Source organism: Micromonospora sp. BS32 (genome assembly GCF_059089345.1).
The window spans coordinates 236,413-262,964 of sequence record NZ_JBSSHR010000005.1 but is presented as its reverse complement, the minus strand read 5'-3'; the positions used below and the strand labels follow the sequence as shown (position 1 = coordinate 262,964).

Sequence of the window (26,552 nt, the reverse complement as noted above, 5' to 3'; positions counted from 1 at the left end):
TGGTACGGATCACACGGGCGCCCGTCAGCAGCCGGACAGGGTTCTCATCGGGTGTGTCCGGTCGCTGGCGGAGGGTGACGACGGTTCGCCACCCTCCGCCGGCGCCGCTGTCAGCCCTTCTCCGCGCCCGCGGTGAGGCCCTCGGTGAGCAGCCGCTCGCTGGCGAAGAAGAGGATCACGATCGGCAGGGTGAGGATCACCGAGCCGGCCATCAGCACCGTCTTGGGTACCTCGACCCCGTCGGAGAGCAGGGACAGGCCGAGCGAGACCGTCCACCGGTTCGGCTTGTCCACCAGGAAGAGCAGCGCGAAGAGGAACTCGTTCCAGGCGATCATGAAGTCGTAGAGGGCGACCGCCATGATCGACGGGGCGGCGAGGGGGAGGCTGACCCGCCGGATGATGCCGAGCCGGCCGGCGCCGTCGATGGCGGCGGACTCCTCCAGGCTGATCGGGATGGTCTCGAAGTAGTTCTTGAGCATGTAGACCGAGACCGGCAGGGTCTGCGAGATGTAGACCAGCACCAGCCCGAAGAGCGACCCGCGCAGCCCGGCCCGGGTGAAGACCACGAAGAGCGGGATGGCGATGACGATGGACGGGAACAGGTAGACCGCCAGGAACAGGAAGTTGACCTGGCGGCGGCCGAAGAAGCGCAGCCGGGACACCGCGTACGCCCCGGGGATGGCGACCACCAGCGTCAGCAGCGTCGCGGCGACCGCGACGATGCCGCTGTTGCGGATGAAGGTGAGGAAACCCTGGCCGCCGTCCTCGGCGGCCTTGAGCACCTCGGTGTACGTGGCCACGGTGAGCTCGCCGAACGGCACCCAGAGCGAGCCGGGGTCGAGCAGCAGCCGCTCGATCGGGCGCACCGAGAGCACCAGCATGTACCAGAACGGCAGCAGGGTGATCAGCAGGAACGCGGCGATCACCAGCCGGCGCAGCCAGCGCAGCGAGACGGTCTCGAACTGGTCGCGGTCCATCACGCCTCCTTCCGCGCGGTGAAGAAGCGCAGGTAGATCGCGACGAACACGATCAGCACGACGGCCAGCACGACCGCCTGCGCCGCCGCCGCGCCGACGTCGGTCCGGGCGGTGAGGAACTGGTAGACCCGGACGCTGACCACCTCGGTGCCGGCGGAGCCGCCGGTGAGCAGGTAGACGTCGTCGAACTTGTTGAAGGTCATGATGAACCGCAGCACGGAGAGCAGCGCTATCACCGGCAGCAGCTGCGGCAGCAGGATGTGCCGGAACCGCTGGGTCGGGGTGGCGCCGTCGACCTGGGCGGCCTCCTCCAGCTCACCCGGCACGGCCTGGAGCCGGGCGAGCAGGAACAGGAACGCGAACGGGAAGTAGCGCCACGCCTCGAACGCGATCACCGTCCAGAGCGCCGTCGAGTCCTGGGACAGGAACGGGATCGGCGAATCCCAGCCGAGGAACCTCCGCCCCCAGTCGTTGACGATGCCGAGCTGCGGGTCGAGCATCACCTGCCAGACGAAGGCGACCGCGACCACCGGCGCCACGTACGGCAGCAGCATCGACGCGCGGACCAGGGTGCGGCCCCGGAACGGGCGGCGGACCACCAGCGCCGCGACCAGGCCGAGCAGGATCGACCCGAAGGTGCCGCCGACGCTGTAGAGCAGCGTGGTCCAGAGGCTGTCGGCGAACCCGGGGGTGTGCAGCACCCGGTCGAAGTTGCTCAGCGTCAGCTCGCCGAAGAGGCCGGTCTTGCGCAGGGTGGCCAGGCGTACCCGTTGGAAGGCCAGCACCACCGTCCAGACGATCGGGATGCCGATCACCGCGATGACCACGAGCAGGGTCGGGGCGACCAGGGCGAGGCCGGCCCGGGACTCGCGGCGGCGCAGGGTGAGCGGGCGTCGGCGGCCGGGGCGCGGCCGCTCCCGTGCGGGGGAGCGGCCGGTCTCCGGCGGGGCGGTGGTCAATTGACGCCTGCCTTGATCGCCTCCACGTCCTTCTTCGCCCGGGCGGCGGCCGCACCGGCGTCCGACTTGCCGCCGACCACGTCCGCGAGGGCCTTCGGCACGGGCAGCTCACCGAGGATCGCCCCGACCAGCTTGCCCTGGCCCTGCGGCAGGCCCCAGCGCTGGAAGGTGTCCGGGCTGCGGCGCAGGGTGGCGAGCACGTCGGGGCCGTACACCTCGGAGAGCGGCTTCTTCGCGTCCACCCCGGCCGGGCTGGTGTTCCAGGCGGTGAGGAACTTCTCCTTGTCCTCCGCGGTGCCCTTGCGGACCGGGAAGCGGCCCTCCGGGGACATGCCGAACCAGCGCGGGTAGCCGTCGGAGAGCATGTACTCCACGAAGGACTTCGCCGGGCCGGTGGCGGCGCCGTCGAGCACCGCCCAGGAGCTGATCTCGCCGTACTGGGCCGGCTCGGTGCCGTTGGGTCCCTTGATCGCGGTGACGAAGCCGCTGTTCTTGGCGAGGAAGGTGGGGTCCTTCGCGCACTGCGGGCAGGTCGGCTTGGCGTCGTTACGCAGCCCGGCCAGCTCGTCGAGGATGAACGGGGACCAGATCACCATGGCGGCCTTGCCGGCGAAGTAGGTGGCCCGGGTGGTGTCGACGTCCTGGGCGCCCCGGACCGAGTGGTTGCGCATCAGGTCGCCGTAGAACCGGAACGCCTCGACGCACTCCGGCGAGTCGAGCTTGACCGCCCCGGAGTCGTCGGTGAGCTGGCAGTTGTTGGCCAGCGCCAGGTGCTCGAAGGTCTGCTGAGTGAAGACGTCGCCGGGGGCGGTGGCCGCGGTGATGCCGGCGACGCCGCGGGTGTTCAGCTTCGTGGCCGCGGCGGTGATCTTCTCGTACGTGTCGGGTGCGGGCAGCCCGGCGGCGTCGAACAGGTCCTTGCGGTAGACCAGCAGCTGCCCCCAGCCGTCGCTGGGTACGGAGAGCTGCTTGTCGTCGTCGGAGGTCAGCTCCAGGGCGCGGGGGGAGAAGGTGTCCCGCCCCAGCGAGTCGACGATCTCGGAGTTGGCGTCGGGGTGGAGCAGTTGGTTGCCGGCGAGGGTCTGGATGCCGGCCAGCGAGACCGAGCCGACCACGTCGGGCAGATCGCCGGCGGCGGCGCTGGAGGCGATGAGGGACGGGAACTGGTCCTCGTTGACGGTGACCAGCTTGACCTTGACGCCGGTCTTGGCGGTGTAGTCCGCGGTGATCGCCTTGGTGGCGGTCACCCGGTCGGCGACGTCCTCCAGGCTCCAGACCGTGATCTGCGAACTGTCACTTTCCGGCTCGTCGTCGCTGCAGGCCAGCAGTCCCACCCCGGTAAATGTCATGATCAGGGTGGAGGCGACGATCCGCATCGAGGGTGATGGCATCGGTGGCACTCCTCTCGAAGGGTACACAATGGATTCAACGCCCTCGATTGATCAATAACAAGACATATGACGATTTTTTGTTAAGATTGAGCCCGGTACTTCCCGGGAGTGACGCCATGAGCAATTGGGTTGTCTCTCTGGCCGGCCCGCGGTGCGTCAGCCTCGAGCCCTGCGCCTCCGATCCGCTCGGCCCCGGGCAGGTGCGGGTCCGCACCTGCTTCTCCGGCATCTCCGCCGGGACCGAGCTCACCCTGTTCCGAGGCAGCAATCCCCGGCTGAGCAAGGACTGGGACGACGTCAGCCGGATGTTCGTCCCCCGCCAGACCCCGGTGCCGTACCCGCTGGTCGGGTTCGGCTACGAGGAGGTCGGCGAGGTCGTCGAGGCCGCCCCGGACGTCACCGACCGACGTCCCGGCCAGCTCGTCTGGGGCATCTGGGGGCACCGCGCCGAGGCCGTCGTACCGGCCGCCGCGGTCAGCCCCCTCGCCCCCGGGCTCGACCCGCTCGCCGCCGTCTTCGCCCGGCCCGGCGCCATCGCGCTCACCGCCGTCCTCTCCGGAGACCTGCACCTCGGCGACTGGGTCGGCGTCTTCGGGCAGGGCGTGATCGGGCTGCTCGCCACCCGGCTCGCGGCGCTCTCCGGGGCCCGGGTGGTCGCGGTGGACCGGGTGCCGGCCCGGCTGGCGATGGCCACCCGGTTCGGCGCCCGGCGCGCCGTCGACGCCGGCGCCGAGTCGGCCGCCGCCGTGCTGCACGGGCTCACCGAGGGCCGGGGCGCGGACATCTGCCTGGAGCTGTCCGGGGCGTACCCGGCCCTGCACGAGGCGATCCGGGCCACCACCCACGCCGGCCGCGTCGTGGCCGCCGGCTTCTACCAGGGCCAGGCCGACGGCCTCGGCCTCGGCGAGGAGTTCCACCACAACCGGATCCAACTGGTGGCGGCCCAGGTCTCCGGCCCCGCCCCGGCACCCGGCCTGGCCGGCCGGTGGACCGGTGCCCGCATCGCCCACACCTTCATGGACCTGGTGGCCGAGGGCAGCGTCGACCCGCTGCCGCTGGTGAGCCACGTCGTGGACGCCCGCGCGGTGGCCGACGCGCTGGCGCTGCTCGACCGCGGTGCCGATGACGTCCTCCAAGTCGTACTGAGGTTCTGACCATGGCCGTTCCGCTCGCCTGCCAGGAGCAGCTGCTCCCGGGCGCCACCCTGTCCCAGAAGTTCGCCCTCGCCACCGCCCTCGGCTACGGCGGCATCGAGCTGCGCGGCCGGGGCGAACTCGCCTTCGCTCGCCGCCTGCCTGAGCTGCGCCGGGCCCGCGCCGAGGGGGTGGTCATGCCGACGGTCTGCGTCGAGATGGACCACTTCATCGGCGACTTCGACCCGGCCCGCTCCCGGGACGCGGTGGCCAACCTGCGCTCCCAGCTGTCGGTGATCGCCGAGCTCGGCGGGATCGGCGCGATGACCCCGGCCGCCTGGGGGATGTTCTCCCGCCGGCTGCCGCCCTTCGAACCGCCCCGGTCGCCGGCCGGCGACCGGCAGGTCCTCGTCGACGCCCTCGGCGTCCTCGGCGAGCACGCCCGCACCGAGGGGGTCACCCTCTACCTCGAACCGCTCAACCGGTACGAGGACCACATGGTCAACCGGCTCGACGAGGCGGTGGCGCTCTGCGCGGCCGTGGGCCTGCCCTCGGTACGGGTGGTCGCCGACACCTTCCACATGAACATCGAGGAGGACGACGTGCACGCGGCGCTGCGGGCCGCCGCGCCCTACCTCGGGCACGTGCAGGTCAGCGACTCCAACCGGTACCAGCCGGGAGCCGGGCACCTGGACTGGCCGGCGCTGCTGCGCACCCTGGCCGAGATCCGCTACCCCGGCTGGCTGGCCCTGGAGTGCCGGCTGCGCGGCGACCCGGTCCGGGCCCTCCAACAGGCGGCCACCGTGCTGCGGCACGCCCAGCCGCGGCAGGCCGCCGCGTGAGCGCCGGCACACCCGCCGGCCGGAGCAGCGCGGGCGGGCCCGCCACGGCGGGCGCGCCCGGCACCCGCCCCGCCGGCCCGACCCGTGGAGAGCGGGCCACCGCGCTGCGCAGGCTCGCCCTCTCCACCCTGGACGGCAACTGGGAGCACGACCACACCGTCCCGTCACGCACCCTCTACCCGCACCAGTGGAGCTGGGACTCGGCGTTCATCGCGATCGGGCTGGCCCACGTCCGGCCCGACCGCGCCTGGCGGGAGCTGCGGACCCTCTTCGCCGCCCAGTGGGCCGACGGGCGGGTGCCGCACATCGTGTTCAACCCGGCGCTGCGGGTCGGGTCGTACTTCCCCGGGCCGGAGTTCTGGGATTCCGCGGTCGCGGCCGGCGCCCCGGCCGCCGCGACCTCCGGCATCGTCCAGCCGCCGGTGCACGCCCTGGCCGCCTGGTTGGTGCACCGCCGCGCCCCGTCCGAGGCGTCGGTACGGCACCTGCGCGCGCTCTATCCCCGACTGGTCGCCGCCCAGCGCTACCTGACCGGCCGGCGGGACGTCGGCGGCGGCGGGCTGGCCGCCATCGTGCACCCGTGGGAGTCCGGGCTGGACAACAGCCCGGCCTGGGACGCCCCGATGGCCGCGGTGCCCGCCGACGCCGAGGTGATGCGGGCGTACCGGCGGCACGACACGGCGCACGCCGACGCCGCCCACCGCCCCACCGACCTGGACTACGCGCGGTACGTCGCGATGGTCGCCGCCTACCGCGGCCGGGCGTACCGCGACGACGGCCTCTTGGGGCGGCGGCACCCCTTCCTGGTGGAGTGCCCGCTGGTCAACGCGGCGCTGGGCGCGGCCGAGCACGCCCTGGCCCGGATCGCCACGGTGGTCGGCGCGGACCCCGGACCGCACCGGGACCGGGCCGCCCGGATCACCCAGGCCGTGACCGACCGGCTGTACGACCCGGTCACCGGCACCTTCCACCCGCGCGACCTGCGCACCGACCGGCTGATCCCGGCCCGGACGGTGCTCGGGCTGATGCCGCTGATCCTGCCCGACCTGCCGGCCCAGCAGGCCGCGGCGGTGGTGGCCGAGGCCGGCTCGGCGCGGTTCGGGGTGGCCCCCCGGATGGCGCGTCCGCTGCCCAGCCACGACCGGACCGCGCCGGACTTCGAGCCGCTGCGCTACTGGCGCGGGCCGAGCTGGCTGAACACCAGCTGGTTGCTCTGGCGGGGGCTGCGCACCCACGGCCGGCCCGATCTGGCGGCCGGGCTGCGGGAGTCCATGCTGGAGCTGGTCGCCACCGGGGGCTGCCACGAGTACTTCCACCCGGACACCGGCGCGGGCCTGGGGTCTCCGGCGTTCAGCTGGACGGCGGCGCTGCTGCTCGACGCGCTCGCCGAGGGCTGAACCGTCGGGTTTGCCGGCGCACGCCAACCGGGAAGAGGGATGCATGGGCTTCTTTCGCCGGCGGCGTCCGCCCGCCCCCCTCTACGCGGCGATGGGCGTGGTCGTCGTCGTCGGGTTCGCGATCGCCACCTGGCAGGTGTGGAACAACGACAACGCGCTGCGCGACCGGGGTCGCGAGGCCCCGGCGCGGGTGGTGGAGATGAACCGCAGCCGGGCTACGGTCGAGTTCACCACCGACGACGGGCGCCGGGTGCGTGCCAGGATCGGTCAAGGCGACGCGGCGCCCGGGCCGCGCGCCGTCGTCGGCGACGCGGTGACCATCGTGTACGACCCGCGCCGGCCCACCGACGACGTACGGGACGTGCGTGCCCCGGAGAACCACCGCTCGGCGTACCTGTTGCTCGGTACGACCATCTTCGGGCTGGTCGGGGTGCCGCTGGCCACCTGGGGCATCGTCCGCGCCGACCGGCGGGAACGCGCGGCCCGGTGACGGGCCGCGCGTCGGGGGACGGATCCGCGGGTCAGGCGATCCCGGCCGGGGTGGCGGCGCCGGCGCGCAGCGCGGCCAGCGGGGCGTCGTCGATTGCGTAGCCGAGCGCGTCGACCACCTCGACCACGCCGCTGACCTGCATGGTCAGCCGCAGTGCCAGGTGCACGGACGACCAGCGGTCGAGCTGGCCGGTGAGGGTCACCACGCCGCCGTGGACGGTCACGTCGACGACGCCGTCTCCGACGCCCAGCACCCGGTGCAGCACGTCACCGACCACGTCCCGGCGGATGTCGGCGTCCGGGCGCAGGTGCACCTTCAACAGGTCGCCCCGCGTCACGATGCCCACCAGCCGGCCCAGGTCGTCGGTCACCGGTAGCCGCTTGACCTGCCGCTTCTCCATGATCCGGGCGGCCTCCACCAGGGAGACGTCGGGGGAGACGGTCACGGCGGGGGCGGTCATCAGGTCGGCGGCCAGGGTGGCGCCGGCCTTGATCCGGGCCTCCCGGTGCCGGCGGCTGGGAAAGATCCGCCGCTCGTGCGGCTGGCCCAACAGCTCCACCTTGTGCAGCAGGTCCGCCTCGGAGACCACCCCGAGCACCCGCCGGGCCCCGTCCACCACCGGCGCCGCGGTGACGTGCCGGCCGGTCAGCACGTCCACGATCTCCCGGTACGCGGTGCCCTCCCGTACCGTCGCGACGTCCGTCGTCATCACGTCCTGCACCTGCCACGTCCGCATAACGACCTCCTCGTTCCCGCCTCCGACGCTAGGCGGCGGGGCGGGTGCGGAGCAGGGGCGCAGGGACCGTGCCGGCCGGGCCGGAAGTCCCGGGTCAGGCCGTGCGGAGCTCGGCGAGCAGCCGCTCGACCCGGATGCGGATCTCGTCGCGGATGGGGCGGACGGCCTCGACGCCCTTGCCGGCCGGGTCTTCGAGCTTCCAGTCCTCGTAGCGCTTGCCGGGGAAGACCGGGCAGGCGTCGCCGCAGCCCATCGTGACGATGACGTCGGAGGACTCGGCCGTGGCGTACTCGAGGAGCTTGGGGGTCTGGTCGGTGATGTCGATGCCGACCTCGCGCATGGCCTCGACGGCGGCGGGGTTGACGGTGTCGGCGGGGGCGGAGCCGGCGGAGCGGACCTCGACGGTGTCGCCGGCGAGGTGGCGCAGCCAGCCGGCGGCCATCTGGGAGCGGCCGGCGTTGTGCACGCAGACGAACAGGACGCTGGGCTTGTCGCTCATGGGATGCCTCTCGGGGTACGGGATCGCAGGGTGGTCAGGACCGGTCGTCGCGGGCCAGGTCGGGCTCGGCCGGGACGACGACCTGATCGGCGGCGTCGCCGGCGTCGGGGTAGAGCGCGGCCAGCAGGCCGACCCCGACGGCCAGTCCGACCAGTTGGGCGACCACGAAGCCGGGGACCGAGGTGGGCGCGATGCCGGCGAAGGTGTCGCTGAACGCCCGGCCGATGGTCACCGCCGGGTTGGCGAACGAGGTGGACGAGGTGAACCAGTACGCGGCCCCGATGTACGCGCCGACCGCGGCGGGGGCGACCGGGGCGCGCCCGGAGCGGGCGAGCGCGAAGATGAGCAGGATCAGCCCGGCCGTCGCGACCACCTCGCCCAGCCAGAGGTGGCCGCCGGTGCGGTCCTTGCCGGAGAGGGTGACGGCGCCGAGGTCGAACATCAGGTTCGCCAGGATCGACCCGGCGATCGCCCCGAGGATCTGGGCGGCGATGTAGCCGGCGAGATCGCGGGCGGTGAGGCCGGCGCCGGCGCGGCGACCGAGGAACCAGTCGGCGGCGGAGACCACGGGGTTGAAGTGGGCGCCGGAGACCGGTCCGAAGATCAGGATCAGCGCGCCGAGGGCGAACGCGGTGGCGATCGAGTTCTCCAGCAGTTGGAGCCCGACGTCGCCGGGGGAGAGGGTGGTGGCCATGATGCCGGAGCCGACCACGGCGGTGACCAGCAGGGCGGTGCCGGTGAACTCGGCCAGCAGGCGCCGCCGGAGGGCGATGGTCATCGGTCTGTTCTCTCCTGTGGTGTGACGTGCCGGGGCGGGGCACCCGGGCTGTTGTTCAGCGGGCTGACGGCGGGGGCAAGCCGGTCGATCCGGTCGGCCAGGTCGGCATACGCCGCCTCGAACGCCTCGTCGGTGTCGACCCGGACCGGGTCCGGCACCGACCAGTGCAGCCGGGGCCGCACCGGACCGGTCAGCTCCTCGTGGGCGTTGTCGCAGACGGCGACCACGAGGTCCTGGTCGCGGACCACGTCGGCCACGTGCGCGGTGCCCGTGGGATCGAGGTCCAGCCCGTGCCGGTGGGCGACCGCGACGGCGCGGGGGTGCACGCGGACCGCGGGCTTCGTGCCGGCGGAGGCGGCGGTGGCGCGGGTGCGGTGCCGCCACAGGGCGGCGGCGAGCTGGGAGCGGGCGGAGTTGTGGGTGCAGACGAAGACCACCCGGTCGACTCCGGCGAGCGGCGGCGGGGCCAGCGCGGCCAGGGTCGCCGGTCGCAGCCGCAGGTAGGTGCGGCGGCGGTCGCCCTCGGAGCGGCCCCGGACGACGAGGCCGGCGTCGGCGAGCACCTTGACGTGGTGGGCGACCAGGTTGGTCGGCATGTCGAGGCTGCGGGCGATCTCCCCGGGGGAGGCGTCGCCGAGGGTGAGCGCGTCGACGATCGCGAGGCGCGCCGGGTCGCCGAGGGCGGCGTGGACCCGGGCCCGGCTCGTCAGGGAATCAACCTCAGCGCTCATTGACTCAACTATCACTGAGTAAAGCCGGCCCGTCAAGTCGGCGGGTGGATCAGCCGGACTCGACCGCGAGCAACGCGGCGAGCTGACGCAGGATGGCGGGCCGGGCGCGGTACCAGACCCAGGTGCCGCGCCGCTCGGCGTCCACCAGGCCGGCCTCCCGCAGAGCCTTCAGGTGGTGCGAGATGGTCGGCCCGGTGAGGTCGAAGGCCGGGGTCAGGTCGCAGACGCACACCTCGCCGCCCTCGGCGGAGGCGATCATCGACATCAACCGCAGCCGCACCGGGTCGCCGAGCGCCTTGAAGGCGGGGGCGAGCACCGCCGCAGTCTCCGCCGGGACCTGACGCTGGGCCAGCGGGGCGCAGCAGGGTGCGTCGGCGGTGAGGTCCACCAGGGTGCGGGGCGCGTCTTGCTTCGACATGACCCTAGGTTGACATCCATCTAATCAACGTGCAACTCTCTGCTTCGACCGATGTCGAGACAGGGCGTCGGAATGCTGTTAGACTCCATCGCTTATCGGCGATAAACGATCGAGGAGTGGGTGTGGACGAGCTGCTCGCACGGGAGACGGCGCAGACGTACGCGTCGTGGTTCCGCGCGTTGGCGGACCCGACGCGGGTGCAGATCGTGGCGTACCTGGCCCGACAGGCCCGACCGACGAGCGTGGGGGAGATCGTCGGTGCGATCGGGCTCGCCCAGTCCACCGTCTCGCAGCATCTCAAGATCCTCAGCGAGGTGCGGTTCGTGCTGGCGGAGGCGGCCGGCACCGCCCGCCACTACCGGATCAACGAGGCCTGCGTCGGGTGCTTCCCGTCCGCCGCCGACGTCGTCATGGGCCGCCCCGCCCCGCGCCCGGAGGGGGTCCGCTGATGGCCGACACCACCGTCCGCCCGATGACGGCCGACGACGCCGGCCCGGTCCTGGCGATCTACCAGGCCGGCCTCGACGGCGGCCACGCCAGCTTCGAGACCACCGCGCCGACCTGGGCCGTCTTCGACGCGGGCCGGCTGCCCGAGCACCGCTTCGTGGCCGTCGACCGCGACGGCACCGTACGCGGCTGGATCGCGGTCTCCCCGACCTCGGCCCGGGCGGTCTACGCCGGGGTGGTGGAGCACTCCGTCTACGTCGATCCCGCCGCCCGGGGGCGCGGCGTGGCGCGGCTGCTGCTGGCCACGCTGATCGGCTCGACCGAGGCCGCCGGGATCTGGACCATCCAGTCCGGCGTCTTCCCGGAGAACACCGGCAGCCTGGCGCTGCACCAGCGGGCCGGGTTCCGGGTGATCGGCGTCCGCGAACGAGTCGGTCGCCACCACGGCCGGTGGCGCGACGTCGTCCTGCTGGAGCGGCGCAGCCCCGCCATCACCTGACCGGCGTCGGTCCCGCGCCCCCGGCCACCGTCCGCGCTCTTGATTAGATGTTTATCAACACAGAGGAGTTTGCGATGAGCACCCTGGACAACCTTCCCGTCGTGGTGATCGGCGCCGGCCCGGTCGGCCTGGCCGCCGCCGCGCATCTGCACGAGCGCGGCCTCGCCTTCACCGTCCTGGAGGCCGGTGACCGCGCCGGCGCGGCGGTCCGGCAGTGGGGACACGTGCGGGTGTTCTCGCCGTGGCGCTACAACATCGACCCGGCCGCCCGGCGGCTGCTCGACGAGTCCGGCTGGGTCGCCCCCGACCTCGAGGCCCTGCCCACCGGCGCCGAACTGGTCGCCGGCTACCTCCAGCCCCTGGCCGACCTGCCGCAGCTCAAGCCGCACCTGCGCTACGGCGCCCGGGTGGCGGCGATCAGCCGCCTCGGCCTGGACCGGCTGCGCACCGCCGGCCGCGAACACACCCCGTTCCTGGTCCGCCTCGCCGACGGCGACGAGCTGCTCGCCCGCGCGGTGATCGACGCCTCCGGCACCTGGGGCACCCCGAACGTGCTCGGCGCCTCGGGTCTGCCCGCCCGGGGCGAGACCGACGTCGCCGCGTACCTGGAGCACGCGCTGCCCGACGTGCTCGGCGCGGACCGGGAGCGGTTCGCCGGCCGGCACACCCTGGTGGTGGGTGCCGGCCACTCCGCCGCCAACACCCTGCTCTCCCTGGCCGGGCTGGCCGCCGAGGAGCCCGGCACCGAGGTGACCTGGGCGATCCGGTCCACCTCGCCGGCGCGCAGCTACGGCGGCGGCGACGCCGACGCCCTGCCGGCGCGCGGTGCGCTCGGCGCCCGCCTACGCGCGCACGTCGACGCCGGCCGAGTCCGGCTGCTGACCGGCTTCTCGGTGCACGCCCTCAGCCCCGCCGACGGGCGTGTCGCGGTGGTCGTCCGGCACGCCGACGGTGGGGAGGAGCGGGTCGTGGTGGACCGGATCGTCGCGGCCACCGGCTTCCGTCCGGACCACTCCATCGCCGCCGAGCTGCGCCTCGACCTGGACCCGGTGCTGGGGGCCACCCGGGCCCTCGCCCCGCTGATCGACCCGAACGAGCACTCCTGCGGCACCGTCCCTCCGCACGGCGTCGACGAGCTGTCCCACCCCGAGGCCGGGTACTACGCCGTCGGGATGAAGAGCTACGGGCGTGCGCCGACGTTCCTGATGGCCACCGGTTACGAGCAGGTCCGCTCCGTGGTCGCCGCCCTCGCCGGGGACTGGGACGCCGCCCGTGACGTCCGGCTCGACCTCCCGGAGACCGGGGTGTGCAGCAGCAACCCGGACGACGCGGTCGGCGGCGAGAGCTGCTGCGGTCCGACGCCCGCCGCCGTCGGCCTCGCCACCGGCATCTCCGGCGGGCTGCTGGCCACGCCGCTGAACCTGGTGAGCCTCGACGCCGTTCCCGCCGGCGGTCAGGCCGGCGGCTGCTGCGGCAGCTGAGCGCGGCGCGGCGGCGGCGTCGCCGCACAGTCAGTCCAGCCGGCGCCAGTCCACGCCGGCTGGACGCTCCGGCGACTCGAGCGCCGCCAGCATCACCGCCTCGACCTGCTCCGGGGTGAGCTGCTCGCGGTGGTCGGCGCCGGGGACGTACGCGCCCCAGGACCGGTCCTCGCCGTCCGCCATGACGACGCCGGTCCCGTGCCGGCGGTCGCTGACCGCCGCGACGGTGCCCCACGGCCGGTGGACGAACACCTGCTGGTCGAGATCCGGGTCCAGTTCGCGCAGCCAGCGTCGGACGGTCTCCCGGTCGGCGAGGGCCGCTGTCTCACCGACGACCCGGAACAGCCCCGGTCTGCTCAGTCGTTCGGCCACGTCCCGCTTCGGCTCCCGCCGGCCGCGCCACCAACCCATCCCGCGCTCCTTTCGGATGGAATGCCGCCGAAGGCGGAATGCCCCGCCGACCGTCCCCGGGAAACCCGCGCCGCCGACCCCGTCGTTTGTCCGGGACGGCTCCGGGTATTCGCGTCCGGCCCGGACCCGCCGGGCCCGGCGGGGAGGTGGACCCGGATGCGCTTCCCGATCTTCGTCAACGCGGTGGCCCGTCGCGCCCAACTGCCGCCGGAGCGGGCGGCCGCGATCTCCCGCGCCGCCCTGGTGACGCTGGCGGAGCGGGTCAGCGCCGGGGAGGCCGACGACCTGGCGGCCCAGCTGCCGGACAACCTCGGCGGCTACCTCGCCGGGCCGACCCCGGCCGAGGCCGGCACGGGCCTCGGCGCGGAGGTTCCCGGGGGGCCGGTGGGCGACGGGGCGGCCGGGTACGGGCCGGTGGAGTTCCTGCACCGGGTGGCCGAGCGGGCCGGGGTGGAGCCGGCGACCGCGGAGGTGGGCGTACGGGCGGTGTTCGCGACGCTGCGCGAGGCGGTCACAGTCGGGGAGTTTCAGGATCTGGTGTCGCAGTTGCCGAAAAGTTTCATCCGGGGCGTCGATCCCGGGCCGGTCCCGCCGTACGATCGTTGACGTACGACAACCTCCGGCAGCGCGCTGACCTGCTGTTGAGGAGTCATTCCGGCGGAAAATCCCCGGCCTGCAAGCTCTTTCACCGAAAAATTACTCGTCAGTACCTGCTTAGGCGGTAACTCCTGGCCGCGCTAGAGGGATGATCGGCCGAATTTCGGCACCCGATCTCCGTCCGGTCGTCGCCTCTTCGGGTCGACTCCGATCAATGATCTGTTCCCCGGGACATCGAGCCCTATGCTGGCTCCATTGTGAAGTCCTGGGGGGGATCATGATCACAACTGTAGATGGCTGCGCCTATGTCCACTCAGGAGCGAAGTCTGCCTCCTGACATGGCGCAACCATCGATCGTTCATCGCTTCGCGGACGTCGCCGCCGCTCGACCCGAGCAACCGGCGATCATCGGCGAGACCCACGAGGTCCGCTACACCGCACTCGCCCTGACCGCCGGCGGGCACGCCGCCGCCCTCACCGCCGCCGGCGCCCGCACCGGCGACCGGGTCGCCCTGCTCACCGGGCACGGCGCGCCCACCATCGCCGCGATCCTCGGCACGCTCGCGGCCGGCTGCGCGTACGTGCCGCTGGACCCGGAGTTCCCGACCGGGCGGCTGCGGCACATGCTCGCCGCCGCCGACGTCCGCCTGCTGGCGTGCACCCCGGCCCACCGGACGCTGGCCGAGCAACTCCGCGCCGACGTGGCGGACCTGCGCGTGCTCGTCCTCGACGACGACGCCGCCGCGCCGCTGGGCCCCGCGCCGGTCGACCCGGACGCCCCGGCGTACGTGCTGTTCACCTCCGGCTCCACCGGGACGCCCAAGGCCGTCGCGCAGACCCACCGCAACCTCGCCCACGTCGTCGACAACCAGATCCGCACCCTGTCGATCGGCCCCGACGACCGGCTCAGCCTGCTCGCCTCGTTCAGCTTCGACGCGGCCATCCCCGACCTCTACCCGGCGCTGCTCACCGGCGCGGCCGTCGTCCCGGTCGACCTGCGCCGGCACGGGCTGGCCCACGCGGTGGGGCGGCTGGACCGGCACCGGGTCACCGTCTACCACTCCACCCCCACCGTCTACCGGTTCCTGCTCGACACCCTCGGCCAGCGCCGGCTCGACGCGGTGCGGGTGGTCCTGCTCGGCGGCGAGCAGGCCACCGGGGTCGACGCGGCCCGCGGTCGGGACCGGTTCGCGGCGGACTGCGTGCTGGTCAACGGCTACGGCGCCACCGAGATGACCTTCGCGGCGCGGCACGTGCTGCCGCTGGCCGGGGCCGACCCGACGGCCACCGGGCCGCTGCCCATCGGCGCCGCGCTGCCCGGGTACGCGCTGCGGCTGACCGACGCCGGGGAGATCGTGGTGCGCAGCCGGCACCTGGCCCCCGGCTACCTCGGCCAACCCAGCGACCGGTTCGCCGTCGACCCCGACGGGGTGCCCACCTACGCCACCGGTGACCTGGGCGAACGGCTGCCCGACGGCAGCCTGGTCTGCCTCGGCCGGCTCGACCGCCAGGTCAAGGTGCGCGGGTTCCGGGTCGAGCTGACCGAGATCGAGGCGGTCCTCGCCGAGCAGCCCGGCGTCGCCGCCGTCCGCGCGATCGCCCGGGACGGCGAGTTGCTGGCGTACGCCACACCCGCCGGCGGGACCCCGGACCCGGCGGCCCTGCGCGCCGCCCTCGCCCGGCGGCTGCCCGACTACGCCCTGCCCCGCGCGGTGGTCGTGCTCGACGCCTTCCCGCTCACCGTGACCGGCAAGGTCGACGAGCGGGCGCTGCCCGACCCGACCCGGCAGGTGCCGCCCGGGCAGGAGCCGGCCACCGACACCGAGCGGGCGGTGCACGACATCTGGTGCGCGGTGCTCGGCCGCGGCGCCGTCGGCCGGCAGGAGAGCTTCTTCGACGCCGGTGGCCAGTCCCTGCTGCTCGGCCAGGTCCAGCAGCGCCTCGCCGAACGGTTCGGGGTGACCCTGCCGATGGCCCGGCTCTTCGCCCGCCCCACCGTGGCCGCGCAGGCCCGGCTGCTCGACGCGCCGGCCACCATGGAACCCGCCCCGCCGCTGCCCGCCCCGGCCGCGCCGCCGGTCGCCGGTCGGGAGTACACCGGCGACGAGATCGTGGTGGTCGGGCTGGCCGGCCGCTTCCCCGGCGCCGGAGACGTGGCGACCTTCTGGTGGAACCTCTGCGCCGGGGTGGACTCCATCCACGACCACACCGACGAGGAGCTGGCCGCCCTCGGCATCGGCCCCGCCCTGCGCGCCGACCCCCGGCACGTGCGGGCCGCCGGCCGGCTCGACGGGGTGGACCGGTTCGACGCCGAACTCTTCGGCATGGCCGCCACGGAGGCGGCCCGCACGGACCCGCAGCACCGGCTCTTCCTGGAGGCGGCGTGGGAGGCGCTGGAGGACGCCGGGCACGACCCGACCCGCTTCCCCGGCCTGGTCGGCGTCTACTCGGCCACCTCCGCCAACCGGTACTTCCTGTTCCACCTGATGGACAACCCGGCGGTGGTGGGCGAGGTCGACCCGGACGACTGGGAGACCCGGCTGATCGGCCGGCAGTTCACCGACCACCTGCCCGGCCAGGTCGCGTACCGACTGGGGTTGACCGGGCCGGCGGTGGCCGTGCAGAGCGCCTGCTCCAGCTCGCTGGTCGCGGTCTGCCTCGCCGCGCAGAGCCTCGCCGACTACCAGTGCGACATCGCCCTCGCCGGCGGGGTCAACGTGACCTGGCCGCGCTACCGGCACACCCCCGGCGGGCTGGCCTCACCGGACGGCCGGTGCCGCGCCTTCGACGAGGCCGCCACCGGTTCCGGCTTCGGCTCCGGCGTGGGCGTGGTCGCGCTGCGCCGGCTCGCCGACGCCCGGGCCGACGGCGACCGGATCTACGCGGTCCTGCCCGGCTGGGCGGTCACCAACGACGGCCCGGACCGGGCCGGCTTCGCCGTGCCCGGGCCCGCCGGCCAGGCCGCCGCCGTGGCCAACGCGCTCGCCGCGGCCGAGGTCGCGCCCGGCGAGGTCCGCCTCATCGAGGCCCACGGCAGCGGTACGCCGCTCGGCGACGCCATCGAGGTGGCCGCGCTGCACGAGGTGTACGGCGGGGCGGCGCCGGCCGAGTCCTGCGCGCTCGGCTCGGTCAAGACCAACATCGGCCACCTCGACGCGGGCGCCGGCATCGCCGGCCTGATCAAGACGGTGCTCGCCGTGCGGCACGGGCTGATCCCGCCGAACCTGCACTTCACCCGCCCGCACCCCGAGATCGACCTGGCCGGTGGCCCGTTCTACGTCCCGACCAAGGCCCGGGACTGGCCGCCCGGCCCGCGCCGGGTCGCCGGGGTCAGCTCCTTCGGCCTCGGCGGTACCAACGCCCACGTGGTGGTCGAGCAGCCACCGCCCGACGAGCCGCCGGACGGCCCGCCGGCCGCCGCGCAGCTACTGCCGGTCTCGGCGCGTACTCCGCAGGCGCTGCGGGAGGCGGTGACCCGGCTGCGGGCGCACCTGGTCGGCGCCGCCCCGGCGCTACCCGACGTCGCCGCCACCCTGGCCCTCGGCCGGCGGGCCTTCGACTGCCGGGCCGCGGTGGTCGCCACCGACCCGGCCGGCGCGGTCGCCGCCCTCGACGAGCTGCTCGCCACCGGCGCTCCCGTCGCCGGCCAGCCCGGCGAGCTGCGCGACCTGGCCACCGCGTGGGTCGCCGGCCAGGACGTCGACTGGGCCGCGCGGTATCCGGAGAACAGCTTCCGCCGCACCGGACTGCCCGGCTACCCGTTCCAGCGCCGTCGGCACTGGATCGACCCTCCTCAGAAAGGCACGCGGTGAACTGGTTCGTCTCGCCCGGAAGCCGACCCCAGGCGCCGGTGCAGCTGTTCTGCCTGCCCTACGCCGGCGCCGGCGCGAGCGCGTTCCGGCGCTGGCAGGAGGGGATCGGCGCGGACGTCGAGGTGCTGGCCGTGCAGCTGCCCGGCCGGGAGAACCGGATCAGCGAGGATCCGGCGTTCACCGTCGCCGACGTCGCCACCGCGATCGCCGACCGGGCCGACCGCCCGTACGCCGTCTACGGGCACTCGATGGGCGGACGGCTCGGGTTCGAGGTGGTCCGCGAGCTGCGCCGCGCCGGCCGTGAGCTGCCGCGGCGACTGTATGTGGGCGGGGCCCGGGCGCCGCAGGTCACCGCGGCGAGCCTCTTCGACGGCCTCTCCACCGTGGACGACGACGAGCTGTTGCGCCGGCTCGGCGAGGGCGGCGGCCTCCCCGCCGAGCTGCTGGCCCACCCCGAGCTGGTGGAGCTGCTGCTGCCCCTGCTGCGCGCCGACTTCGGCCGGGTGGACGGCTACCGCTACCTCCCGGGGGAGCCGCTGCCGGTGCCGATCGTCGCGTTCAGCGGCCGGCGGGACCGGGCGGTGAGCCGCGAGCAGAGCGCTGCCTGGGCGGAGCACAGCGCCGCCGGGTTCACCCTGCACGAGATCGACGGCGGGCACTTCTTCCTGCACGACCAGCTGCCCGACCTGCTCGCCGCGATCCGCGCCGACCTGACCGGCGCCGCCACCGCCGGGGTGCCCGCCTCCGGGATGCCGGCCACCGCCGGGATGCCGGCCGCCGGGCGGCCGGTCGGTGAGCAGGGGAGCGGCCCCGGCGCGCACCGGGTGCCGCTCGGCGACACCGGCTGGTCGGTGTGGCGGGACGCCATCCTGCGGACCACCGGGTTCCCGGCCGACGGGCTGACCCTGTTCGCCGCCCCGCGGGCCGCCGCCGCGGCCGACGACCTGCTCACCACCGGCGCCGACGACGGCCAGTTCGACAAGGAGTTCGACGAGGCCGTCCGGTCCGGTGCCCACCGGCTCAGCGAGCTCGCCGCCGACCCCCTGCTGCGGGAGGCGATCACCTGGCAGAACCGGAGCGCGCTGGTCGCGCTGAACGGGCTGGCCCGCGGCGGTGGGGACGCGCCGCGCAACGTCCGCCGCCGGGACCGGGAACGCGCCCTGCTCAAGTACTGGCAGCGGTACGGCGGCAAGAACGAGACGGTCGGCTTCTTCGGGCCGAGCTGCTGGGTCACCCTCGACCCCGCGCAGGCCGAGGTCGCCCGGATCGCCCCCGGGCCGCAGCTGACCCGCCGCCGCTGGGTGTGGTTCGAGTCCTGGGCGCTGTCGGCGTACGCCGACCGGATCGGCGCCGACCTCGCGGTGCGCCGCTGGTGGCCACCGATGCTCGGCGTCCACCTCAGCGTGCGCGACCGGGCGGTGCTGCGCCCGGGCCGCCCCCCGGTGCCGCTCTCCCCGGTGGAGGCCGCGCTGCTCGCCGCCGCCGACGGCCGCCGCCCCGCCCACGAGCTGGTCGCCGACCCGGCCGTCGGGCTGCGCCGCCCTGAGGACGGGTACGCGCTGCTGGACCGGCTCGTGGAGCGCGAGCTGATCACCTGGGACGCGGCCCTGCCGGTCAGCCCGGAGGCCGAGGACGTGCTCCTCGCCCGGATCGACGGCATCGGCGACGAGCCGGTACGACAGGCCGCGCGCGCCGGGTTCGACCGGCTGCGCGCCGCCCGGGACGAGGTCGCCGCGGCCGCCGGTGACCCGGACCGGCTGCGGGAGCGGCTCGACGCCCTCGACGCCGCCTTCACCGAGCTGACCGGTCAGCCGGCCCGCCGCCGCGCGGGACAGATGTACGCCGGCCGGACCATCTGCTACGAGGACGCCAGCCGCGACCTCGACGTCGTCTTCGGCGCGCCGCTGCTCGCCGAGCTCGCCGCCCCGCTCGACGTGCTGCTGCGGGCCGCCCGGTGGATGGTCACCGCCCTGGAGCAGGCGTACGCGGCGGTCTTCCGGGACCTCTACGACGAGCTGCGCGCCGAGGCGGGCGACGGGCCGGTGGCCCTGTCCGACCTGTGGTTCCTCGTCCAGGGGCTGTTCTGGGGCACCGGGCAGCGGCCGGTGGACGAGGTGGCCGCCGAGTTCGCCGCCCGCTGGGCCGAGCTGTTCGGGCTGGCCGACCTGCCCGCCGGCAGCCCCGAGGTGCGACTGCCGGTGGCCGACCTCGCCGACCGGGTCGACCGGGCCTTCCCGGCCACCCGACCCGACTGGTCCAACGCGGTCATGCACAGCCCGGACCTGCAGATCTGCGCCACCGACGCGGACGCGCTGCGGCGCGGCGACTACACCGTGGTCCTCGGCGAACTGCACGCCGCCTGGTCCTCCTTCGACTGCGCGGTGTTCACCCCGTCGCACCCCGACGTCGAGCGGCTGCGCGCCGCGCTCGCCGAGGACCTCGGCGCGCACCGCGTCCGGCTGCTCTTCCCCGCCGAGTGGCCGCGCCGGACCAGCCGTACCTCCGAGACGCTGACCGGACCGACCGACCGGCACCTGGCGTTCCAGCCGGCACCCGGCGGTGAGCCGGGCCGGGTGCTGCCCACCGTCGACCTCACCGTCACCGACGAGGACGGCCGGCTGGTCGTCACCGGCCGTGACGGCCAACGCTGGACCCTCACCGAGATCTTCGCCGAGCTGCTCAGCGCGCACGCGGTCGACGGGTTCAAGCTGGTCGCCGCGGCCCCGTACACGCCCCGGATCACCCTGGACCGGCTGGTGGTGGCCCGGCAGACCTGGCGGACCACGGTGGGGGCGAGCGGCCTGGGCACAGTGACCGGTGAGCGGGAACGGTTCCGCGCGATACGCCAGTGGCGCCGCCGGCTCGGCCTGCCGGAGCGGGTGTACGTCAAGCTCGGCACCGAGACCAAGCCCTGCTTCGTCGACCTGGGCAGCCCCGCCTTCGCGAACATGTTCTGCGCCATGGTCCGGGCCGCCCGCGCCGACGGCGGCGACGACACCTCCCTGGTGGTCAGCGAGATGCTGCCGACACCCGACCAGGCCTGGGTGCCGGACGCCGCCGGACGCCGCTACTTCAGCGAGCTGCGACTGCACATCGTGGACGCCCCGGCGCCGGAGGTCGGCCGATGAGCCACCTGCTGCCGTTGGGCGACACCGGCTGGTCGGTGTGGCGGGACGTCCTGCTGCGGACCGCGGGCTTCCCCGCCGACGGGCTCGCGGCCTTCGCCGCCCCCGAGGCCGCCACCGCCGCCGACGCGCTGCTGGCGGGCGAGGGCGGCGCCGAACTGTTCGACAAGGCGTTCCGGGACGCCGTGCTGGAGGCCTCCGTCCGGCTGGCCCGGATCGCCGCCGACCCGCTGCTGCGCGAGGCGGTCACCTGGCAGAACCCCGGCATGCTGGTGGCCCTGGACGGCCTGGTGACCGGCCACCCGGCGGCCCGCAACTGGCGCCGGCGCAGCCGGGAGACCACGCTGCTGCGGTACTGGCAGCGGTACTGCGGCAAGGCCGAGACGATCGGCTTCTTCGGACCGGTCTGCTGGGGCTCGGTCGACCCGGCCGGGTCGACCCGGCTGATCCCCGGGCCGGGGCTGGTCCACCGCCGCGAGGTCTGGTTCGAGGCGTGGGCGCTGCTGGCGTACGCCGACCGGCTCGCCGAGGACCTGGCGGTGCGCCGCTGGTGGGCGCCCGCCCTGCCGCCGCACCTGAGCGTCGAGGGGCGTCGGCTCTGCCGGCCGCTGCACCCGCCGGTCGAGCTCACCGCCCTGGAGGCGCGGCTGCTGGCCGCCTGCGACGGGCGGACCCCGGCCGAGGCCGTGGTGCGGGAGGCGCTCACCGACGACGGGGCGGGCCTGCGCACCGTCGACGACGGCTACCTGCTGCTCGACCGGCTCGTCGCCCGGGGACAGCTGGTCTGGGACGCCGGACTGCCGTACAGCCCCCGGGCCGAGCAGGTGCTGGCCCAGCGGATCGCGGCGATCGGCGACCCGGCCGTCCGGGCCGAGGTGACGGCCGGCTTCGACCGGCTGCGGGGCGCCCGGGACGCGGTGGCCGCCGCGGCCGGCGACCCGGACCGGCTCGGCGCCGCCCTGGCCGCGCTGAACGCGACCTTCGCCGGGCTGACCGGGCAGGCGGCGACCCGGCGCGGCGGCGAGATGTACGCCGGCCGCACGGTCGCCTACGAGGAGACCGCCCGGGACCTCGAGGTCACCGTCGGGGGCTCGGTGCTGGAGGCGCTGGCCGCCCCGCTGGCGGTGCTGCTGCGGGCGGCCCGCTGGCTCACCGCGGAGATCGGCGCCGACTGCCACCGGCTCCTCGTCGAGCTGCACCGCGAGCTGGCCGCCGAGGGGCCGGTCCGGCTGGCCGACCTCTGGTCGCTGGCCCAGGGGCTGCTGCTCGCGCCGGACGGGCCGGTCAGCACGGCCAGCGCGGGGTTCGCCGCCCGCTGGGCCGAGCTGTTCGGCCTCGCCGACCTGCCGCCGGAGCAGCCGGAGCTGCGGCTGGACAGCGCCGAGCTGGCCGCCCGGGTGGCCCGGGTCTTCCCCGCCGAGGCGCCCGGCTGGCCGTCGGCCCGGATCCACAGCCCGGACGTGCAGATCAGCGCGACCGACCTGGACGCGGTGGACCGGGGCGAGTTCCAGCTCGTGCTCGGCGAGCTGCACCCGGCCATCACGCCCTTCGACAGCGTCGTGTTCACCCCGTTCCACCCCGACCCGGCGGCGCTGCGCGCCGGGCTCGACGCCGACCTGGGGCCGACCCGCACCCGGGTGCTCTACCCGGCGAGCTTCCCCCGGCTCACCACCCGCACCACGTACGCGCTGACCGGCCCCGACGACCGGCAGCTCGGCATCGACACCGCCCGCGGTGCCGACGCCGAGCGGCTCGTCCCGGCCACCGCGGTCCGGGTCGAGCTCGACGGCGGCGAACTCGTGGCGATCTTCCCGGACGGCTTCCGCTGCCCGCTGGTGGAGATCTTCGGCAGCATCCTCGGCGTGCTGCTGCTGGACAGCTTCAAGCTGCTCGACCCGGCGCCGCACACGCCCCGGATCACCATCGACCGGCTGGTCGTGGCCCGGCGCACCTGGCGTACCACGGTCGACGCGTCCGGGCTGGCCGGCGTGGTCGGCGAGGCGGAGCGGTTCCTGGCGGTCCGCCGCTGGCGGGACCGGCTCGGCCTGCCCGAGCAGGTCTTCGTGAAGGTCGGTACCGAGGTCAAGCCCTGCTACGTCGACCTGACCGGCCCGCTGTACGCCCAGTCGCTCTGCGCCATGGTCGACGCCGCCGCGAAGACCGGCCCGGACGTCGCCCTGGCGGTCAGCGAACTGCTGCCCGGCCCGGCCGACGCGTGGATCACCGACGCCGCGGGCCGCGGCTACGTCGGCGAGCTGCGCTTCCAGATCACCGACCCAGCCACCTACCGGGGAGTGAACGGGTGACCGACATCCTGTCCATCAGCGCCGTCGCCGGGGAGCACCTGCCCTGGCCGGACGCGACGCTGGCCGACCTGATCACCGACCGGGCCGCACGTTGCCCGGACGCGGTGGCGGTCCGCCAGTGGGACGACCGGCTCACCTACCGGGAGCTGGTCGGCCGGGCGGCCGGGCTGGCGGCCGCGCTGCGGGCCCGCGGCGTGGGCCGGCAGACCCGGGTGGGCGTCTGCGGGCAGCGCCGCCCCGACCTGGTGGTCGACGTCCTCGGCGTGCTGCTCGCCGGCGGCTGCTACGTCCCGCTGGAGCCGGGCGGCCCGCGCGAGCGGCTGCGCGAGATCGCCGTCGACGCCGGGGTGTCGCTGGTGGTCGGCGACGCCGCGGCGGAGAGCTTCGCCGACGTGCCGGGCGTCCAGGCGGTGACCGCGCCCGGTCCGGCCCCGCTGGCGCCCTGCCCGGCCCGCCCCGGCGACCCGGCGTACGTGCTGTACACCTCCGGCTCCACCGGCCGGCCCAAGGGCGTGCTGACCACCCACCGCAACGTGGTCGAGTTCGTCACCGGCTGCGCGGCGCTCAGCGGCGCCGACGCCGAGGTGCGCAGCCTCGGCATCGCCTCGCTCGGCTTCGACGCGGCCACCATGGACCTGTTCGTGCCGTTGCTGCTGGGCGGCAGCGTGCAGCTGCTCGGCGCGGACGACCGGTCCGACCCGGCCCGGCTGGCCCGGTTCATCGCCGCGCACGAGGTGAACTGGGGCTTCATCACGCCGACCGTGCTGTCCATGCTGGACCCGGCCGAGGTGCCGGACTGGCGCACGATCCTCTGCGGCGGCGAGGCCGTCCCCGCCGAGCTGGCCGTCCGGTGGGCGCCCGGGCGGCGGTTCCTCAACGGGTACGGCCCGACCGAGACCACCGTGCTCGCCGTCAGCGGGCCGCTGGCCGCGGACGAGACCGACCCGGTGCCGATCGGCTCCCCGCTGCCCAACCACCGGGCGTACGTGGTCGACGCCGACCTGCGCCCGGTGCCGCCGCGGGAGACCGGCGAGCTGCTGCTCGGCGGGCCCGGCCTGGCCGACGGGTACCTCAACCGGCCCGGCCTCACCGCCGACCGGTTCGTCCCCGACCCGTTCTCCGGCCTGCCCGGCGAGCGGCTCTACCGCACCGGCGACCTGGTCCGGCAGCGCGCGGACGGGCGGATCGTCTACCTGGGCCGGGCCGACCGGCAGGTCAAGGTCCGCGGGCAGCGGATCGAGCTGGGTGAGGTGGAGGCCGTGCTGGCCGCCGCGCCCGGCGTCGACGGGGCCGCCGTCGAGGCGGTGCCCGGGCCGGCCGGCACCACCCTGGTCGCGTTCCTCACCCCGGCCGACGCGCCGGACGACGCGGCCCTGCGGGCGTACGCCGGGTCGCGGCTGACCGCGGCGATGCTGCCGGCCCGGGTGCTGCGCCGCGACGGGCTGCCGGTCAGCGCCGTCACCGGCAAGCTGGACCGGCCCGCGCTGCGCGCCCTCGCGGTCGCCGCGCTGGCCACCGACGACCCGGCGGACGGGGCGGCCGACATCGCCGACCCGGTCGAGCGGGCGGTGGTGCGGATCTGGACCCGGCTGCTCGGCGTCGCCCCCGGCCCGGACACCGACTTCCTCGCCGCGGGCGGCAACTCCATCGTCGCCATGCGGCTGGTCGCCGCGCTCCGCGCCGAGCTGGGCCGGCACGTCGACACCCGGGACGTGCTGGCCGGCCGGACCCGCGCCGGCCTGGTCGCCCGGCTGCGCGCCGCCGCCCCGGCCGACGCCGACGGGCTGACCACCGGCAACCCGCCCACCCTCTCCGCGCCGCAGCGCCGGCTCTGGTTCGTCGACCAGCTCGCCCCGTCCAGCGCGCCGTACAACATCGCTGTCGCGCACCGGCTGCGCGGCCCGCTGGACACCGCGGCGCTCGGTGCGGCGCTGCGGGCCGTCGCGGAACGCCACGACGTGCTGCGCTGGCGGATCCCGCAGACCGCCGGCGTGCCGTACGCGGTCTGCGAGGAACCCACCGACGTGGCGGTGCCGGTGGTGGACCTGACCGCCGTCGCCGACCCGGAGGCCGACCTGGCCGCCATGCTCGCCGCCGGCGCCGCGCACGCCTTCGACCTGGCCACCGGGCCGCCCTGGCAGGTGACCGTCTACCGGCTCGGCGCCGACACGCACGTGCTGGCCATCACCGTGCACCACGCGGTCTTCGACGGCTGGTCCGAGGCGGTCCTCTACGACGACCTCGCCGCCGCGTACGCCCGGGCGGTCGACGGCGCGGACCCGGCCCTGCCGCCGCTGGCCGCCACGTACGCCGACTACGCGGTCTGGCGGGCCGAGCGGGACCGCCGGCGCGGCCCGGCCGACCTCGCCTGGTGGGCCGCGCACCTGCGCGACGTGCCCACCGTGCTGGAGCTGCCCCGCGACCGGCCGCGCCCGGCGGTGCAGACCTACGCCGGCGCGGAGGCCGCGGTGCTCCTGCCGGAGCCCGCCGACCGCGCGGTCCGCGCCCTGGCCGCGCGGCGCGGTGGCACCGTCGCGGCGGTGCTGCTGGCCGGCTTCGGCGAGCTGCTGCGCCGGCTCACCGGCGCCGCCGACCACGTGGTCGGCGCGATCGTCGCCGACCGCCGGCTGGCCGCCTTCGACGACGTGGTGGGCTTCTTCATCGACACCGTCCCGGTGCGGGTACGCACCGGCGGGGCCAGCTTCGCCGAGCTGGTCGACCGGTGCGCCGCCGAGCTGCACGAGGCCACCGCCCACCCCGGCGCCCCGCTGGAACGGATCGTCGAGGCGCTCGGCGTCGGCCGGGACACCTCCCGGGCGCCGCTGGTGCAGGTGCTGTTCAACGTGCTCAACTTCGCCCCGCCCCGGCTGGCGCTGACCGGGCTGACCGGTGGGCCGGTGCCGGTGCCCAAGCCCGGCTCGCCCTTCGACATCACCGTCTACGTGGTGGAGCGCGACGGCCGGTTCGGCGTCGACGTGGTCTACAACCCCGACCTGTTCGACGCCGACCGGGTCGACGCACTCCTCACCGACCTGGCCGCGCTGGTCGGCGCGCTCGCCGCGGACCCGGACAACCTCGCCGACACCGTCGCCGCCGAGCTGCCCCGCCCCACCGTCCGGGTGGCGGCGCTCGGCGCTATGACGGTGGCCGCCGCCGAGGCGCCCCGGACGACCGCGGTGCCGGCCGGCCCGCACGTGCTCACCGAGACCGAGGAGCTCGTCGCCGGCATCTGGCGGGAGGTCCTGGAACGCGACCGGGTCGGGGTCGCCGACAACTTCTTCGACATCGGCGGGCACTCGCTGGCGCTGGCCGCCGTGCACGCCCGGCTCACCGCCGCCACCGGCCGCTCGATCACCATGCTCGACCTGTTCCGCCACCCCACCATCCGGTCGCTCGCCGCCAGCCTCGACGGCGCCGTCGACCGACCCGAGCTGGCCCGCGCCGCCCTGCGCGCGGCCGCCCGCCGCAGCCGTACCCGCCGCAACCCACCCCGCCGCCCCGGCGGCACCGCGCAATGAAGGAC

At 75.1% G+C, this 26,552-nt stretch carries 21 protein-coding genes; 12 read left to right on the top strand and 9 right to left on the bottom strand.

The window, feature by feature from the left end:
* Positions 1 to 110: 110 nt before the first annotated feature.
* From AC5RWQ_RS10905 to AC5RWQ_RS10895, 3 genes are read right to left on the bottom strand one after another with little or no spacing between them, the layout of a single operon-like run.
* Positions 111 to 977 carry a carbohydrate ABC transporter permease gene (locus AC5RWQ_RS10905; RefSeq protein WP_494282609.1) on the bottom strand — a complete coding sequence of 289 codons (867 nt, stop codon included), beginning with the start codon at positions 975 to 977 and terminating at the stop codon, positions 111 to 113.
* A complete protein-coding gene (locus AC5RWQ_RS10900) occupies positions 977 to 1,936 on the bottom strand; it encodes a carbohydrate ABC transporter permease (protein WP_494282608.1) in 960 nt (319 codons plus the stop codon). The genes AC5RWQ_RS10905 and AC5RWQ_RS10900 overlap by 1 nt, the downstream gene beginning before the upstream one ends.
* Positions 1,933 to 3,327, bottom strand: a complete 1,395-nt coding sequence (locus AC5RWQ_RS10895; RefSeq protein ID WP_494282607.1) for an ABC transporter substrate-binding protein — start codon at positions 3,325 to 3,327, stop codon at positions 1,933 to 1,935. Before AC5RWQ_RS10895 ends, AC5RWQ_RS10900 begins: the two co-directional genes overlap by 4 nt.
* A 116-nt stretch (positions 3,328 to 3,443) precedes the next feature.
* On the opposite strand from AC5RWQ_RS10895, the gene AC5RWQ_RS10890 reads away from it, so the two are divergent.
* The 4 genes from AC5RWQ_RS10890 (at position 3,444) to AC5RWQ_RS10875 (ending at position 7,189) form a co-directional block, all read left to right on the top strand.
* A complete protein-coding gene (locus tag AC5RWQ_RS10890; RefSeq protein WP_494282606.1) occupies positions 3,444 to 4,481 on the top strand; it encodes a zinc-dependent alcohol dehydrogenase in 1,038 nt (345 codons plus the stop codon).
* Positions 4,482 to 4,483: 2 nt separating this feature from the next.
* Positions 4,484 to 5,302 (top strand): sugar phosphate isomerase/epimerase family protein, encoded by an 819-nt coding sequence (locus tag AC5RWQ_RS10885; RefSeq protein ID WP_494282605.1) that lies wholly within the window; start codon positions 4,484 to 4,486, stop codon positions 5,300 to 5,302.
* A 104-nt stretch (positions 5,303 to 5,406) separates the two neighbouring features.
* Positions 5,407 to 6,699, top strand: coding sequence for an MGH1-like glycoside hydrolase domain-containing protein (locus AC5RWQ_RS10880; RefSeq protein ID WP_494282717.1), 1,293 nt, complete (start codon positions 5,407 to 5,409; stop codon positions 6,697 to 6,699).
* A 43-nt stretch (positions 6,700 to 6,742) separates the two neighbouring features.
* Positions 6,743 to 7,189 (top strand): DUF3592 domain-containing protein, encoded by a 447-nt coding sequence (locus AC5RWQ_RS10875; RefSeq protein ID WP_494282604.1) that lies wholly within the window; start codon positions 6,743 to 6,745, stop codon positions 7,187 to 7,189.
* Between the two features lie 31 nt (positions 7,190 to 7,220).
* On the opposite strand, the gene AC5RWQ_RS10870 is transcribed toward AC5RWQ_RS10875, so the two are convergent.
* From AC5RWQ_RS10870 to AC5RWQ_RS10850, 5 genes are all read right to left on the bottom strand, one after another.
* Positions 7,221 to 7,925, bottom strand: coding sequence for a CBS domain-containing protein (locus AC5RWQ_RS10870; protein ID WP_494282603.1), 705 nt, complete (start codon positions 7,923 to 7,925; stop codon positions 7,221 to 7,223).
* A gap of 94 nt (positions 7,926 to 8,019) precedes the next feature.
* Positions 8,020 to 8,424 (bottom strand): arsenate reductase ArsC, encoded by a 405-nt coding sequence (locus AC5RWQ_RS10865; RefSeq protein ID WP_494282602.1) that lies wholly within the window; start codon positions 8,422 to 8,424, stop codon positions 8,020 to 8,022.
* 34 nt (positions 8,425 to 8,458) lie between these two features.
* Positions 8,459 to 9,202, bottom strand: coding sequence for an aquaporin (locus AC5RWQ_RS10860; protein WP_494282601.1), 744 nt, complete (start codon positions 9,200 to 9,202; stop codon positions 8,459 to 8,461).
* Positions 9,199 to 9,933: an arsenate reductase/protein-tyrosine-phosphatase family protein gene (locus AC5RWQ_RS10855; RefSeq protein WP_494282600.1), complete on the bottom strand. Its 735-nt coding sequence runs from the start codon at positions 9,931 to 9,933 to the stop codon at positions 9,199 to 9,201. Before AC5RWQ_RS10855 ends, AC5RWQ_RS10860 begins: the two co-directional genes overlap by 4 nt.
* A gap of 49 nt (positions 9,934 to 9,982) precedes the next feature.
* The gene (locus tag AC5RWQ_RS10850) at positions 9,983 to 10,351 is read right to left on the bottom strand and encodes an ArsR/SmtB family transcription factor (protein WP_494282599.1); all 369 of its coding nucleotides are present in this window, start codon (positions 10,349 to 10,351) and stop codon (positions 9,983 to 9,985) included.
* 122 nt (positions 10,352 to 10,473) lie between these two features.
* Here AC5RWQ_RS10850 and AC5RWQ_RS10845 point away from each other — a divergent pair, with 122 nt between their 5' ends.
* The 3 genes from AC5RWQ_RS10845 to AC5RWQ_RS10835 all read left to right on the top strand — a co-directional run bounded on the left by AC5RWQ_RS10845 (position 10,474) and on the right by AC5RWQ_RS10835 (position 12,778).
* Positions 10,474 to 10,800 (top strand): ArsR/SmtB family transcription factor, encoded by a 327-nt coding sequence (locus tag AC5RWQ_RS10845; RefSeq protein WP_494282598.1) that lies wholly within the window; start codon positions 10,474 to 10,476, stop codon positions 10,798 to 10,800.
* Complete coding sequence (locus tag AC5RWQ_RS10840; RefSeq protein WP_494282597.1) at positions 10,800 to 11,297, top strand: GNAT family N-acetyltransferase; 498 nt, start codon at positions 10,800 to 10,802, stop codon at positions 11,295 to 11,297. Before AC5RWQ_RS10845 ends, AC5RWQ_RS10840 begins: the two co-directional genes overlap by 1 nt.
* A gap of 74 nt (positions 11,298 to 11,371) precedes the next feature.
* Positions 11,372 to 12,778 (top strand): FAD-dependent oxidoreductase, encoded by a 1,407-nt coding sequence (locus AC5RWQ_RS10835; protein WP_494282596.1) that lies wholly within the window; start codon positions 11,372 to 11,374, stop codon positions 12,776 to 12,778.
* Between the two features lie 30 nt (positions 12,779 to 12,808).
* Here AC5RWQ_RS10835 and AC5RWQ_RS10830 read toward each other — a convergent pair whose 3' ends face one another.
* Positions 12,809 to 13,189 (bottom strand): hypothetical protein, encoded by a 381-nt coding sequence (locus AC5RWQ_RS10830; RefSeq protein ID WP_494282595.1) that lies wholly within the window; start codon positions 13,187 to 13,189, stop codon positions 12,809 to 12,811.
* Positions 13,190 to 13,345: 156 nt separating this feature from the next.
* On the opposite strand from AC5RWQ_RS10830, the gene AC5RWQ_RS10825 reads away from it, so the two are divergent.
* The 5 genes from AC5RWQ_RS10825 (at position 13,346) to AC5RWQ_RS10805 (ending at position 26,547) form a co-directional block, all read left to right on the top strand.
* Entirely contained in the window at positions 13,346 to 13,795 is a 450-nt protein-coding gene (locus tag AC5RWQ_RS10825) for a DUF2267 domain-containing protein (protein ID WP_494282594.1), read from the top strand.
* Positions 13,796 to 14,124: 329 nt separating this feature from the next.
* A complete protein-coding gene (locus tag AC5RWQ_RS10820; RefSeq protein WP_494282593.1) occupies positions 14,125 to 17,598 on the top strand; it encodes an AMP-binding protein in 3,474 nt (1,157 codons plus the stop codon).
* Complete coding sequence (locus AC5RWQ_RS10815; RefSeq protein WP_494282592.1) at positions 17,595 to 20,726, top strand: thioesterase domain-containing protein; 3,132 nt, start codon at positions 17,595 to 17,597, stop codon at positions 20,724 to 20,726. Before AC5RWQ_RS10820 ends, AC5RWQ_RS10815 begins: the two co-directional genes overlap by 4 nt.
* The gene (locus tag AC5RWQ_RS10810; RefSeq protein WP_494282591.1) at positions 20,723 to 23,029 is read left to right on the top strand and encodes a lantibiotic dehydratase; all 2,307 of its coding nucleotides are present in this window, start codon (positions 20,723 to 20,725) and stop codon (positions 23,027 to 23,029) included. The genes AC5RWQ_RS10815 and AC5RWQ_RS10810 overlap by 4 nt, the downstream gene beginning before the upstream one ends.
* Entirely contained in the window at positions 23,026 to 26,547 is a 3,522-nt protein-coding gene (locus AC5RWQ_RS10805) for an amino acid adenylation domain-containing protein (RefSeq protein WP_494282590.1), read from the top strand. Before AC5RWQ_RS10810 ends, AC5RWQ_RS10805 begins: the two co-directional genes overlap by 4 nt.
* Positions 26,548 to 26,552: the final 5 nt, after the last annotated feature.

What these genes read in the sequence shown, in the direction of transcription:
- AC5RWQ_RS10855 (WP_494282600.1), bottom strand. Translation starts at nt 9,933, where the DNA reads ATGAGCGCTGAGGTTGATTCCCTGACGAGCCGGGCCCGGGTCCACGCC.
- AC5RWQ_RS10895 (WP_494282607.1), bottom strand. Translation starts at nt 3,327, where the DNA reads ATGCCATCACCCTCGATGCGGATCGTCGCCTCCACCCTGATCATGACA.
- AC5RWQ_RS10820 (WP_494282593.1), top strand. Translation starts at nt 14,125, where the DNA reads ATGGCGCAACCATCGATCGTTCATCGCTTCGCGGACGTCGCCGCCGCT.
- AC5RWQ_RS10835 (WP_494282596.1), top strand. Translation starts at nt 11,372, where the DNA reads ATGAGCACCCTGGACAACCTTCCCGTCGTGGTGATCGGCGCCGGCCCG.
- AC5RWQ_RS10865 (WP_494282602.1), bottom strand. Translation starts at nt 8,424, where the DNA reads ATGAGCGACAAGCCCAGCGTCCTGTTCGTCTGCGTGCACAACGCCGGC.
- AC5RWQ_RS10885 (WP_494282605.1), top strand. Translation starts at nt 4,484, where the DNA reads ATGGCCGTTCCGCTCGCCTGCCAGGAGCAGCTGCTCCCGGGCGCCACC.
- AC5RWQ_RS10810 (WP_494282591.1), top strand. Translation starts at nt 20,723, where the DNA reads ATGAGCCACCTGCTGCCGTTGGGCGACACCGGCTGGTCGGTGTGGCGG.
- AC5RWQ_RS10830 (WP_494282595.1), bottom strand. Translation starts at nt 13,189, where the DNA reads ATGGGTTGGTGGCGCGGCCGGCGGGAGCCGAAGCGGGACGTGGCCGAA.
- AC5RWQ_RS10860 (WP_494282601.1), bottom strand. Translation starts at nt 9,202, where the DNA reads ATGACCATCGCCCTCCGGCGGCGCCTGCTGGCCGAGTTCACCGGCACC.
- AC5RWQ_RS10825 (WP_494282594.1), top strand. Translation starts at nt 13,346, where the DNA reads ATGCGCTTCCCGATCTTCGTCAACGCGGTGGCCCGTCGCGCCCAACTG.
- AC5RWQ_RS10870 (WP_494282603.1), bottom strand. Translation starts at nt 7,925, where the DNA reads ATGCGGACGTGGCAGGTGCAGGACGTGATGACGACGGACGTCGCGACG.
- AC5RWQ_RS10840 (WP_494282597.1), top strand. Translation starts at nt 10,800, where the DNA reads ATGGCCGACACCACCGTCCGCCCGATGACGGCCGACGACGCCGGCCCG.
- AC5RWQ_RS10875 (WP_494282604.1), top strand. Translation starts at nt 6,743, where the DNA reads ATGGGCTTCTTTCGCCGGCGGCGTCCGCCCGCCCCCCTCTACGCGGCG.
- AC5RWQ_RS10850 (WP_494282599.1), bottom strand. Translation starts at nt 10,351, where the DNA reads ATGTCGAAGCAAGACGCGCCCCGCACCCTGGTGGACCTCACCGCCGAC.
- AC5RWQ_RS10905 (WP_494282609.1), bottom strand. Translation starts at nt 977, where the DNA reads ATGGACCGCGACCAGTTCGAGACCGTCTCGCTGCGCTGGCTGCGCCGG.
- AC5RWQ_RS10890 (WP_494282606.1), top strand. Translation starts at nt 3,444, where the DNA reads ATGAGCAATTGGGTTGTCTCTCTGGCCGGCCCGCGGTGCGTCAGCCTC.